Source organism: Actinophytocola sp. (assembly GCF_035712165.1).
Classification (GTDB): domain Bacteria; phylum Actinomycetota; class Actinomycetes; order Mycobacteriales; family Pseudonocardiaceae; genus DASYTH01.
In genome coordinates, this window is the sequence record NZ_DASTBH010000382.1 from 1 (window position 1) to 11,672 (window position 11,672).

Annotated in this window: 11 protein-coding genes; 5 read left to right on the top strand and 6 right to left on the bottom strand. The window is 72.4% G+C overall.

The window, feature by feature from the left end; all coding sequences use genetic code 11:
- On the bottom strand, nucleotides 1–867 hold an 867-nt coding region (locus tag VFO68_RS21115; protein ID WP_325160072.1), incomplete at its 3' end, for a tannase/feruloyl esterase family alpha/beta hydrolase.
- A gap of 240 nt (nucleotides 868–1,107) precedes the next feature.
- Here VFO68_RS21115 and VFO68_RS21120 point away from each other — a divergent pair.
- The 3 genes from VFO68_RS21120 to VFO68_RS21130 all read left to right on the top strand — a co-directional run bounded on the left by VFO68_RS21120 (nucleotide 1,108) and on the right by VFO68_RS21130 (nucleotide 3,847).
- Nucleotides 1,108–2,046: a PHB depolymerase family esterase gene (locus VFO68_RS21120; RefSeq protein ID WP_325160073.1), complete on the top strand. Its 939-nt coding sequence runs from the start codon at nucleotides 1,108–1,110 to the stop codon at nucleotides 2,044–2,046.
- A gap of 104 nt (nucleotides 2,047–2,150) precedes the next feature.
- Nucleotides 2,151–3,089, top strand: coding sequence for an ABC transporter ATP-binding protein (locus VFO68_RS21125; RefSeq protein WP_325160074.1), 939 nt, complete (start codon nucleotides 2,151–2,153; stop codon nucleotides 3,087–3,089).
- Nucleotides 3,086–3,847 carry an ABC transporter permease subunit gene (locus tag VFO68_RS21130; RefSeq protein WP_325160075.1) on the top strand — a complete coding sequence of 254 codons (762 nt, stop codon included), beginning with the start codon at nucleotides 3,086–3,088 and terminating at the stop codon, nucleotides 3,845–3,847. The genes VFO68_RS21125 and VFO68_RS21130 overlap by 4 nt, the downstream gene beginning before the upstream one ends.
- A gap of 13 nt (nucleotides 3,848–3,860) precedes the next feature.
- Here VFO68_RS21130 and VFO68_RS21135 read toward each other — a convergent pair whose 3' ends face one another.
- Genes VFO68_RS21135 through VFO68_RS21150 form a run of 4 tightly spaced genes read right to left on the bottom strand, consistent with a single transcriptional unit; the run spans nucleotide 3,861 to nucleotide 8,763 of the window.
- Nucleotides 3,861–6,131 (bottom strand): ABC transporter permease, encoded by a 2,271-nt coding sequence (locus VFO68_RS21135; RefSeq protein ID WP_325160076.1) that lies wholly within the window; start codon nucleotides 6,129–6,131, stop codon nucleotides 3,861–3,863.
- 59 nt (nucleotides 6,132–6,190) lie between these two features.
- Entirely contained in the window at nucleotides 6,191–6,892 is a 702-nt protein-coding gene (locus VFO68_RS21140; protein WP_325160077.1) for an ABC transporter ATP-binding protein, read from the bottom strand.
- Nucleotides 6,889–7,413: a PadR family transcriptional regulator gene (locus VFO68_RS21145; RefSeq protein WP_325160078.1), complete on the bottom strand. Its 525-nt coding sequence runs from the start codon at nucleotides 7,411–7,413 to the stop codon at nucleotides 6,889–6,891. The genes VFO68_RS21140 and VFO68_RS21145 overlap by 4 nt, the downstream gene beginning before the upstream one ends.
- A gap of 51 nt (nucleotides 7,414–7,464) precedes the next feature.
- Entirely contained in the window at nucleotides 7,465–8,763 is a 1,299-nt protein-coding gene (locus VFO68_RS21150; protein WP_325160079.1) for a DUF445 domain-containing protein, read from the bottom strand.
- Nucleotides 8,764–8,792: 29 nt separating this feature from the next.
- Between VFO68_RS21150 and VFO68_RS21155 the strand changes: the two genes are divergently transcribed.
- Entirely contained in the window at nucleotides 8,793–9,962 is a 1,170-nt protein-coding gene (locus VFO68_RS21155; RefSeq protein ID WP_325160080.1) for a pyridoxal phosphate-dependent aminotransferase, read from the top strand.
- Between the two features lie 117 nt (nucleotides 9,963–10,079).
- On the opposite strand, the gene VFO68_RS21160 is transcribed toward VFO68_RS21155, so the two are convergent.
- Nucleotides 10,080–10,625 carry a sigma-70 family RNA polymerase sigma factor gene (locus VFO68_RS21160; protein ID WP_325160081.1) on the bottom strand — a complete coding sequence of 182 codons (546 nt, stop codon included), beginning with the start codon at nucleotides 10,623–10,625 and terminating at the stop codon, nucleotides 10,080–10,082.
- A gap of 269 nt (nucleotides 10,626–10,894) precedes the next feature.
- Between VFO68_RS21160 and VFO68_RS21165 the strand changes: the two genes are divergently transcribed.
- Nucleotides 10,895–11,602: a hypothetical protein gene (locus VFO68_RS21165; RefSeq protein ID WP_325160082.1), complete on the top strand. Its 708-nt coding sequence runs from the start codon at nucleotides 10,895–10,897 to the stop codon at nucleotides 11,600–11,602.
- The last annotated feature ends 70 nt before the right edge of the window (nucleotides 11,603–11,672 follow it).

Genomic DNA, 11,672 nt, shown 5'->3' on the forward strand with positions numbered 1-11,672 from the left:
GTAGATCCGCTGCGTGAGATCCCAGTAGACCCGGTAGTGGTAGTCCCACAGGAACTCCGAGCCCGGCGCGAACCCGGCGTCGAGCACCTGCTGGTGATCCCCGGCCGGGTAGCCGCGCAGCGCCGGCGGCAGGAACGTGAACAGGTTCGGGCCGTCGGGGGTCCACAGCGTGCCCTCCCAGTCCACCCCGCCGTCGAACAGCCACGGGTTGCGCTCGAGTTGCCAGCGCACGAGGTAGCCGCCGTTGGACAGGCCGGCCATCAGCGTGCGCCCCGGAGCCCGGCCATACCGTTGCGCCACAACGGCTCTGGCCGCCACCGCGAGTTGGGTGACCCGGTCGTTCCACTCCGCGACAGCGTCTCCCGGAGCCGCGCCGTCCTCGTGGAAGGTGGCGCCGGTGTTGCCCTTGTCGGTGGCGGCGAACGCATAACCCCGGGCCAGCACGGCATCGGCGATCGCCCGGTCGTTGGCGTACTGGCGGCGCACGCCCGGCGAGCCGGACACCACCAGGCCGCCGGTCCAGTCGTCCGGCAGCCGCAGCACGAACTGCGCGTCGTGGTTCCAGCCGTTGTTGGTGTTGCCGGTCGAACTGTCCGGGAAGTACCCGTCGACCTGGATCCCCGGTACCCCGGACGGCTGGGGCAGGTCCGCGGCGGTGAGCCCGGCCCAGTCCGCGGCCACCGTGTGTCCGGACGCGACGGTCCCGGCGGTGGTCAGCTCGGCCAGGCAGGCGGTGCGCTGCAGCTGCGCACCCGGAACGTGCAACCGGTCCAGCCGGGCACAGTGTCCATGATGGACGGTGGTGGCGGCCGCCGGCACCGGGACGGCCAGCGTCGCGAGGACGGCCAGAGCGATTCGGGCGAGCATGGCCAGACCGTAGGAGCGCGGGCGGAACACCGGAATATGGCCGGCACACGTAATCCGGCCGGCCGATGTGGTGGACCGCCACCTCGTGCCCGGCCGGCGGCGTTCCTACCGTGGGGGGAAAGCCTTCGCTGCACAATGAGGTGTGTCATGGGCGGCCTGACGACGGTCCCGGAAATTGCCCGATCGAGGCGACCAGCTGCACGCGCCTCCGGCCGAAGGCTCATCGTGCACAGCCTCATCATGTCGATCGTTCTGCTCGGCGGCCTGCTGGTGGGCGCGGGGCCCGCGGCCGCGGCGAGCATCACCGAGGTCACCGGGTTCGGCGCGAACCCCGGCGCCCTGCGGATGTTCCGGTACGTGCCGGACGCCCTGCCCGCCGGCCGGCCGGTGGTGGTCGCGCTGCACGGTTGCGGCCAGACCGCGGCCGGCTACGGCACCGACTCCGGCTGGGTCGAACTGGCCGACCGAGCCCGGTTCACACTGGTGCTGCCCGAGCAGCAGGCCGCCAACAACGGCAGCCGGTGCTTCAACTGGTTCCAGGCCGCCGACATCGCGCGGGGCCAGGGCGAGGCCGAGTCGATCGCCCAGATGGTGCACGCGACGCTGGCCGACACCGGCGCCGATCCGGCCAGAGTGGACGTCACCGGGCTGTCCGCCGGCGGCGCGATGACCTCGGTGCTGCTCGCCGCCTACCCGGACATGTTCGCCGGCGGCGGGGTGGTCGCCGGCCTGCCGTACCGCTGCGCGACCGTCCTGTTCGAGGCGTTCTCCTGCATGAACCCCGGCCGCAACCTCACCCCGGCGCAGTGGGGTGACCGGGTCCGCGCGGCCAGCCCGCACCGTGGGCCGTGGCCGACCATGACCGTCTGGCACGGGACCATGGACTTCCTGGTGGCCCAGGCGAACCAGCGCGAGCTGGTCGAGCAGTGGACCAACGTGCACGGCATCCCGGCGACGCCGTCCGGCACCGACACGGTCGCCGGCTACCCGCACGCGGTCTACCGGGACGGCACCGGCCGCACCGTGGTCGAGACGTACACGATCACCAACATGGGCCACGGTCAGCCGGTCGATCCCGGCGCCGGGTCACCCCGGTGCGGGCGGGCCACCGCCTACGTGCTGGACGTGAACATCTGCGCGGCGCACCACCTCGCCCTGTTCTGGGCGCTGGCAGGTTGAAATATCAACCCAGCGAATGAGACGAATCAACCACGGGGTGGACTGATCTCGGTCCCCTCCTGGGTGTTGGATGGTCCAGTCAACACCCAGGAGGGGAGGTCCTTGTGGAGGACGAGTCCGGCCGGATCGTGGTGTCCGGCCTGACCAAGACATTCGGTGTGGTCAAGGCGGTGGACGATCTCAGCTTCACCGTCGAGCCCGGAACCGTGACCGGTTTCCTCGGTCCCAACGGCGCCGGCAAGACGACCACGCTGCGCTGCGTGCTCGGTCTGGTCACGCCGACCTCCGGCCGCACGGCGATCGGAGGGCAGCCCTACGCCGCGCTGCCCACCCCGCCGAAGACGGTCGGCGCACTGCTCGAGGCGTCGAGCTTCCATCCGGCCCGCACCGCGCGCAACCACCTGCGGGTGTACTGCACGGTCAGCGGCATCCCGAAGCGCCGGGCCGACGAGGTGCTCGAACTGGTCGGCCTGACGAGCGCCGCGAACCGCAAGGTGAAGGGCTTCTCGATGGGCATGCGGCAGCGGCTCGGGCTCGCCACCGCACTGCTCGGTGATCCCAAGGTGCTGATCCTGGACGAGCCGGCCAACGGGCTCGACCCCGAGGGGATCCAGTGGCTGCGCCAGTTCCTGCGACACCTGGCCGAGGACGGCCGCACCATCCTGGTGTCCAGCCACATGCTCAACGAGGTCGAGCAGACCGTGGACCACGTGGTGATCATCAACCGGGGCACCCTGGTCCGGCAGGGCCGGCTGGCCGACCTTGCCGATCATCACGGGCACGCCGTGCTGGTGCAGAGTCCCGACACCGACAAGCTGGCGACCGCGCTGGAGGGCCGGGCCGAGATCACCCGGCTGCCCGAGGGCGGCCTGCGGATCACCGGGCCGACCGCGGCCGAGGTGGGCCACGTGGCGTTCACCGAGCAGGTCGAACTGCATGAGCTGAGCACCGAGAAGAGCGACCTCGAGCAGATCTTCTTCGCTCTGACCGGGGACACCGGCGAGGTCGGGCACTTCGGTGACGTCGAGGGAGGGGCGGCATGACGAGGCTGGTTCAGGCCGAGTTCGGAAAGTTGTTCAGCACCAAGCTGTGGCTGTGGCTGCTGCTCGGCGCGTTCGGACTGACCGCGCTCGCGGTGAGCCTCACCATCGGGTTCAACGGGCAGCCGAACAACCCGACGCCGCTACTGTCCACACCGGAGGGACAGCGCAACCTGTTCAGCTCGGCCGGCGCGTCGTCGATCTTCGCGCTGATCCTCGGGATCATCGCGGTGACCGGGGAGTTCCGGCACCAGACGGTGACGCCGACGTTCCTGGCCACCCCGCACCGGGGCCGGGTGGTGATCGCCAAGCTGGCCGGTTACTCGGTCACCGGCGTCGGCTACGGCCTGGCCACCATCGCGCTGGCGATCGCCATCGCGTTGCCGTGGACCTCGGCCAAGGGCATCGATCTGTCGTTGTCCGACAACGGGATCCCGGCCGTCCTGGTCGGGGTGGCCGCGTCGGTCGCGGTGTACTCGCTGCTCGGGGTCGGCGTGGGCGCCCTGGTGCGCAACCAGATCGCCGCCGTGGTCGGAGCCCTGGTGTACCTGTTCGTGGTCGAGGGGATCGTCTCGGCGGTGCCGGTGATCCGGGACTACTACAAGTGGTTCCCCGGCGGTGCGAACGCGGCGCTGACCGGCACCTTCCAGCCGGGCGCCGACCTGCTGGAGCCGTGGCAGGGCGGGCTGCTGCTGGTCGGCTACGGCCTGCTGTTCGCCGGCCTGGGCACCTGGCTGACCGTCCGCCGCGACGTCACCTGACCGCGCTCGCCCCTCACTCGCTGCGCAGCGCGGCCAGCCGGGTCGCGCTGCGCAGTGTGGGCATGGTGAGCAGGGTGACCAGCAGGACCAGCCCGGCCGCGGCCGCGGAGAACAGCGCGACGTTGCCCCAGTCCAGGGTGACCGGCTGGCCCAGCAGGCGGAACACCAGCGCGGTCAGGCCGATGCCGGTTCCCACCGCGAACACCACCCCGACCAGCACCGGGATCGCGTTCTGCCACAGCAGCGACCGGGCCAGCGTGCCGATCGGGATGCCGGACGCGGCCAGCGCCGCCAGCGGCCGGCGGCGCTCCCGCACCTGTTCCAGGGCAAGCACCAGCATGCTCACGCCGGCCAGCAGCAGGGTGAACAGCGCCCCACCGAGCAGCGCCCCGCGGATGGTGCGGAACAGCTCCAGTGTGGTCGGCATGGAGGCCCTCGGCGGAGTCTCGACGTTGACCCGCCAGCCATAGGGGGCCACGGCGTTGCGTACCCGTTCCAGGGCATCGGCGTCGCCGGGGTCGAGCTCGACCACGCCGAGCGCCACGGGGCTCTGCGGCTCCACTCCGCGCAGCGCGCCGGGGGTGGCCACCAGCGTCCAGGAGTGGTCCTGGAGCAGCGGTGTGACCCGCATGGCGCTGACCTTGGCCGGGATGCGCCAGGTGGCGCCCGGATAGGGTCCGGCGTAGTACCTGTAGTACATGAGGGTGACCGGCCGGGTCCGGTCCCAGTTGGCGTTCGGGTGCGCGCTGAACACCTGACCGTCGGTGCACGTGTCGACCGCGCCGGCCCGCAGCAGCTCCGCGCAGTCCGCGATCACCAGGCTGTACTTCTCGCCGGAAGCCGCCTCCGCGGTCGCGGTCCCACCGACGAAGACGTCCTGGACTCCCGGAACCGCCCGGAGCCGGGCGGCCACCTCGGCCCGGTCGGCATCGTAGATGTCGAGCAGAACCTGGTGGGTGGCGAACCGCAACGGCAGGTACCGCTCGTCTTCGAACCGGCGGGTCTGGGAGTCCACCACGGTCTGCAGGGCGATGGCGCCGGCCAGGACGACGACGACGCCGCTGACCACCCGGGCCGGTGTGCCGCTGTCCAACTGCAACCGCCGCACCGCCAACTGTGCGGCCGGCCGGCCGCCGTGCACCCGGGCGACCACGCGCTCCAGCAACCAGGGCAACAGGATCGGGATGCCGGCCAGCAGCAGCGCGACGCCGACCACCACCGCCGGCACCCAGTTGTCGCTGCTGCTGGACACGTCGCCCTGACCGAGGATCAGCGTCACGCCGGCGCCGATCGGGACCAGCCGCCACCACAGCCGGCGGCGGACCGGCCGGCCGCGGCGCAGCACGCCGAGCGGCTCGATGATCGTGCGGCGCCGCGCGGCGAGCGCGGCGCCGACGGCCATACCCGGTACCAGCAACGCGATCAGCAGCACCAGCGGCCACGGCGGGGACACGTCCTGCGGGAACGGGCGCACCCCGAGGATCGGGAACTCGCCGACCATCGTGCGGAACGCGAGGAAGAGCCCGACGCCGAAGGCCAGCCCGGTGACCGCGCTGGTCAGCGACTCCGCCGCGGCGATCCGTCTGGTCTGCCGGGTGTCGGCGCCGACCAGGCGCAGCGCGGCGAGCCGGCGATCCCGCTCGGCTCCGGCGATCCGGGCGCTCATGGCGATGAAGACGAACACCGGCACCAGCAGCACGACCGTGCCGACCGAGATCAGCACGGTCAGTTCGCCGGGCAGGGCGTCCGTTTGCGCCCAGCCGTACCGGTACACCGGTTGCGCGTTGTGCGCGCCGACCCCGGCGTCGCCGGCATAGAAGACCAGCTCGGTCGGGTCGGTCACCCCGTCCCGGCCGATGGTGCCGATCACCCGCTGCGGGAACCGGGGCCGCAGCTGCGCACCCGCCGGACCGGCGAGCAGTTCGGCCAGCGGCTCGGACAGCACGATCTCGCCATGTCCGGGTAACCGGGACACGCCGGGCGGCATCGGGTGGCGCGGACCGCCGGAGTTGACGTAGAAGCCGCTGATCTCCAGATCGCGATAGCTCGCGTCGGCCCACCGCAGGTACAGCGGGTCGACGCCGGGGACCGGCTCCGGCCAGGCGACCTGGGCGCTCTGCCGGGCTGTGCGGGCGTCGAACATCGGTCCGGTCGACGCCGCGATCAGCAGCACCGCGACCGCGAGGCCGATGCCGATGGTGCTGAGCACCAGCCGGGCCACCCCTGTCTTGGAGGTCCGGCCGCCCCCGATGGCCAGCCGGACCCCCAAGCGCAGGTCGCTCACCCATTGGGTGAGCCAGGTGCCCCGACCCCGAACCGGGGCACCATCCCCCTGGTTGGTCCTCACCCCGTGGTCCCCACCTGTTCCAGGTCGAACTGCCGGGTCCGCCCGTCCCGCACGATCACCTCGCGGTCGGAGTAGGCGGCCACCCGCGGCTCGTGGGTGACCAGGACGACCGCCGTGTTGGTCTGCTTGACGGCGTCGATCAGCAGCGACATGACCCGCTCGCCGTTGAACGAGTCGAGCGCGCCGGTCGGCTCGTCGGCGAAGACCACCGCGGGCCCGGTCACCAGGGCCCGGGCCATCGCCACCCGCTGGCCCTGCCCGCCGGAGACGTCTCCGGGGCGGTTGCCGGCCACGTCGGCGACCTCGAGCCGGCCGAGCCAGTCCACGGCGATCCGCTCGGCCTGGCCGCGCCGCATCCCGTTCAGCCGCAGTGGCAGCGCGACGTTCTCCACGCAGCTCAGCTCCGGGACCAACTGTCCGAACTGGAACACGAAGCCGAACTCGGTGCGCCGCAAGGCACTGCGCGGCCCGTCGGACAGCGCGGAGATCGCCTGGCCGCGGTAGTGCACGGTGCCGGCGTCCGGCTGGATGATGCCGGCCAGGCAGTGCAGGAACGTGGACTTGCCGGACCCGGACGGCCCCATCACCGCGACGATCTCGCCCGGCCACAGCGCCAGCCCGGCGCCGGCCAGGGCCGCCGTCGGGCCGAACGACTTGTGCAGGTCGGTGCCGCGCAGCAGCGGCGGATCGGCGGTCATGGCAGCACCTGCTTGGCCAGGTCGTCGAGCCGGGCGGCGGTCAGTTCCAGCCAGCGCAGGTCCGCCTCCAGGTGGAACAGCGCGTGGTCGCAGACCAACTGGTCGGCCAGGTCGCCGGTGCGCTTGCGGGCGGTGAAGGTACGCATGGCCTGGAGGTGCTCGGCGCGCTGGGTGTCCAGCACCTCGGCGGCGCTGCGCCGGGTCAGCAGCGCCAGCACGACCTTGGTGTAGAGCGTGCTCTGCAGGTAGAGATCGGGCTTCTCGGCCCGGCCGAGCCAGGCCGCCACGTCGGTGACCCCGGCGTTGGTGATCGCGTACCGCTTGCGGTCCGGCCCGCCCCCCGGCTCGACGCCGCTCTCCTCGACCAGCCCGTTGCGCAGCAGCCGGGACAGCGTGGCGTACACCTGCCCGTAGTGCAGCGGCCGGTCCTGCCCGAACCGCTCGTCGTACACCCGCTTGAGGTCGTACCCGTGCCGCGGCCCGCTCTCCAGCAGGCCGAGCAGGGTGTGCCCGATCGACATGCGGACAGCCTAGGGCCAGCTATACCTGGTGTCTATACACTCAGTTTCTAGTTAGCTGATCAGCTGGGCGACGGTGTAGATCACCAGCCCGGCAAGGGCGCCGACCACGGTGCCGTTGATCCGGATGAACTGCAGGTCCCGGCCCACCTGCAGCTCCACCTTGCGCGAGGTCTCCTCGGCGTCCCAGCGGGCCACCGTGTCGGTGATCAGCGTGATGATCTCGGCCCGGTAGTTGAGCACCACGTAGGCCGCGGCACCCTCCACCCAGCCGTCCACCTTGCCGCGCAGCGCGTCGTCCTCGACCAGCCGGGCGCCCAGCGAGATCAGCCCGTCGCGGACCCGGGTGCGCAGCTCGCTGGACGGATCGTCGGCCGCGTCCAGCAGCATCCGCTTGGCGGTCGACCAGGTGGCGCCGATCAGGTTCTGCACCTCCGGGTGCTCCAGCACCTGATGCTTGACCTGCTCGGCCCGCTGCATGGTCACCGGGTCGGTCTGCAGGTCGGCCGCGAACTCCACCAGGAACCGGTCCACCGCGACCCGCATCGGGTGGTTCACGTCGGTCTTGACCATCCAGGCGAACGACAGCACCTCGCCGTACACCTTGTCCGCCACCATCGCGTCGACGAACTTCGGCGACCAGGTGGGCGCCCGGTCCGACACCACCCGCAGCACCGTGTCGTGGTTGTCCTTGACCCATTCGTAGGCCCGGTCGCACACCAGGTCCACCAGCTTGTGGTGGGCCCGGTCGGCGAACACCCCGGCCAGCAGCTTGCCCAGCGGCGGACCCCACGGAATCCCCACCACCCGGCGCACCACGGCCTGCTCGAGGACCGCCTGCACGTCCTCGTCGCGCAGCACGGTCATCAGGCCGCGCACCATCGCGGCCAGTTCCGAGGTGACCCGCTCGGCGTTGTCCGGCACGGAAAGCCAGCCGCCCAGCCGCGCGGACACCCCGACGTTGCGCAGCCGGTTGCGGACCACCTGCTCGGACAGGAAGTTCGTGCCGACGAAATCACCGAGACTGTCGCCGAGCGCGTCCTTGCGGGTCGGGATGATCGCGGTGTGCGGGATCGGGATCCCGAGCGGATGCCGGAACAGCGCGGTCACCGCGAACCAGTCGGCCAGCGCGCCGACCATGCCCGCCTCGGCGGCCGCCTTCAGGTAGCCGACCCAGCCGGGCGCGCCCGCCGACTGCCAGATCGTGGTCACCAGGAAGATCACCGTCGCGCCGAGCAGGAAGGACAGCGCGACCAGCTTCATCTTGCGCAGGGCGCGGCGCTTGCCCTCCTCGTCCGGCACGGGCGGGAGCGCGCTCGGCCGGACCGGCGCCGGGGCGGTCAGTTGCTGCACCACACCATTGTCCGTGAGGATTGCTGCTCGTGCCCCCAACCCCGCTCATCCCGCGCCTGCGCCCGTTCGTCTCCACGATCTTCGAGGAGATCAACGTCCTGGCTGTCGCGAACGACGCCGTCAACCTCGGCCAGGGTGCGCCGGACACCGACGGACCGCCCGGGATGCTCGAAGAGGCGCGCCGGGCGATCTCGGCCGGCCTCAACCAGTACCCGCCCGGCCCGGGGCGGCCCGAGCTGCGGGCGGCGATCGCCGAGCAGCGCGCCGGCTACGGCACCGTGTTCGACCCGGACACCGAGGTGCTGGTCACCGTCGGCGCCACCGAGGCGATCGCGGCGGCGCTGCTGGCCCTGGTCGAGCCGGGCGACGAGGTGGTGCTGATCGAGCCCTACTACGACTCCTACGCCGCGTCGGTGGCCCTGGCCGGCGCCACCCGCCGCACCGTCTCGCTGCGCGCCGAGCCGTCCGGGCGGTTCGGCCTCGACCTCGACGCGCTGCGGGCGGCGATCGGGCCGCGCACCAAGGCGTTGCTGCTGAACACGCCGCACAACCCGACCGGCTCCGTGTTCACCCACGACGAGCTGACCGCGGTGGCACGGCTGTGCGTCGAGCACGACCTGATCGCCATCGTCGACGAGGTGTACGAGGTCCTGGTCTACGACGGCCGCACGCACGTGCCGCTCGGCTCGCTGCCCGGCATGGCCGAGCGCACCCTGACGATCTCCAGCGCCGGCAAGATGTTCAACTGCACCGGCTGGAAGATCGGTTGGGTGTGTGGCCCGGCGCCGCTGGTGGCGGCGGTGCGGGCGGTCAAGCAGTTCCTCACCTTCGTCGGCGGCGCGCCGTTCCAGCCGGCGGTGGCGCACGCGCTGCGCGCCGAGTCGGACTGGGTGCGCGGGCTGCGCGCCGAGCTCGCCGGCAAGCGCGACCGGCTCTCCGCCGGTCTCGCCGAGGCGGGCTTCGCGGTGCACCGGTGCGACGGCACCTACTTCGTCTGCGCCGACATCCGTCCGCTCGGCTACACCGACGGCGCCCAGCTGTGCCGCGAGCTGCCCGAACGGATCGGCGTGGCCGCCGTGCCGGTGCAGGTGTTCACCGACGACCCGAAGTCCTGGCAACACGTCATCCGGTTCAGCTTCTGCAAGCGGGACGAGGTGCTGGACCGGGCCATCGAACGGTTGCACAAGCTGGCGGTGTAGCCAGCGCGAACGCGGCGGTCGCGGCCGCGACCAGCTCGGCCGGCACCGGATCGCACCGGCGCAGCAGCGTGCCCAGCTCGGTGAGCAGGTCGAGGTCGTCCTCGGGCAGCGGGCCGGTCATGCCAGCGTCTCCTCGCTCAGGCCGACCCTGGCCAGCTCCCGGCGCAGCTCGTGCAGGCAGCGGCCGCGGGTCGGGCCGATGCTGCCCGGCTTGGTCCCGATCGAACGCGCCACCTGGGCGTAGCTGAGGTCGGGTGCGTGCGCGAGCAGCCAGAGCAGGCGCTGGCAGCGGTCCGGCAGGGCGGCGAACGCCCGCCAGAGCAGCCGGTCCCGGGCGCTGCGCATGGCCCGCTGCTCCGGCCGGTGGTCCGGGCACGGGTCCTCGATCAGGTCCGGCAGCTCGACCGGCCGGTCCGGCGGGCGCACCCGCAGCGCCTCCCGGCGGGCCGTGGTGGCCAGCCATCCGGCCAGCCGGTCCGGCCGGCGCAGCCGGGCCAGGTGCTCGGCGAGGGCAACCCAGGTGTTCTGGCTGACGTCGTTGCGGTCCGCGGCGCCCAGCCGGTGCGCGGCGGCCACCCGCCACACCACCGGTGCGTAACGCCGGACGAGCTCATGCCAGGCCGCCTGGTCGCGCGCCCGGGCCAGCAGAACCAGGTCGGTCACCCCGAGCTGATCATGAGAGGTCCACATGCCGGTGGGACGGCACAGGTCACGGCGCGGAGCCGGACGGACCCGAGAATGAGTAGCCCTACTCAGGGGTTGGCCGGTGCGCTCACCGTCGGTCGCTGACGGAACGTGACACCACCCGACAACGGTGTTCCGTAACGTCTATCCGGGTGTATTCGGTCAAACCAGGGTGCACAGCGGCGCGAGGGTGCTGGATAGTGGGCTGCGTCGGGGTGCACGTGCAGACGCGGGAGGGGTGCCCGAGAGTGGGGTTCGCAATGGACGGCACGATCCGAGCGCGCGTCGCCGGGCACCGGGCTACCCGGGTGCTACGCGACGTGCTCACGGTCTCCGTTCTCGCGACTCTCGGTTGGCTGCTCATGACGCTGCTCGGCTCGGGTTCCGCCGCCGCGGACAACGCGGCCGACGAGACCGGCACGCCGGCCGACGGCCTGCTGGGCAGCCTGGCCGGCACCGTGGAGACCCTCACCGGCGGGCTGTTCGACCAGGCTCCCGACGCGATCACCCCGCTCCCGGACCAGCCGCCGGTCCCGCTGCCGGCTCCGGACGTGCCGCCCGCGCCGGCGAACCCGCCCGCTCCGGCCTCGGACCAGACCGCACTGGCGGCCCAGAGTTGGTCATTCGGCGGCCCCGCCACGGGCAGCCGAGCGGCGACCGCGCCCCGGCGCCCGGCCGTCATCGCGGCCGCGGCGCCCGCGACCGTCCCAACCGGGACGGCGGTCGCGCCGAGCCCGCCGCTCGAGAACGAGGAGCGGCCCGGCGCGATCCCGGCCGGACCGTCCGCGCCGGTCGCACCGGCCGGCGGTGTCACCTGTGGACCTGACGCCCCGGGCGGCTTCGTCGTCCTGTCCGGACCGGACAGACCCGAACCGCCGGCCGGGTCGGCCCCAGCCGACCGTGGCGGAAGCGCAGCCGGTCGGCATCCGGCCTCGCCGACCCCGACGCCCGACTGACTCCGGGCCTCGCGCCCACCTCCGGCGACTCCGCCGACTCCCCTCCCCCCGAACAACTCCAGACACGCCA

Coding starts and splice junctions, on each gene's coding strand:
- VFO68_RS21130 (WP_325160075.1), top strand. CDS start 3,086: ATGACGAGGCTGGTTCAGGCCGAGTTCGGAAAGTTGTTCAGCACCAAG.
- VFO68_RS21145 (WP_325160078.1), bottom strand. CDS start 7,413: ATGTCGATCGGGCACACCCTGCTCGGCCTGCTGGAGAGCGGGCCGCGG.
- VFO68_RS21120 (WP_325160073.1), top strand. CDS start 1,108: ATGTCGATCGTTCTGCTCGGCGGCCTGCTGGTGGGCGCGGGGCCCGCG.
- VFO68_RS21140 (WP_325160077.1), bottom strand. CDS start 6,892: ATGACCGCCGATCCGCCGCTGCTGCGCGGCACCGACCTGCACAAGTCG.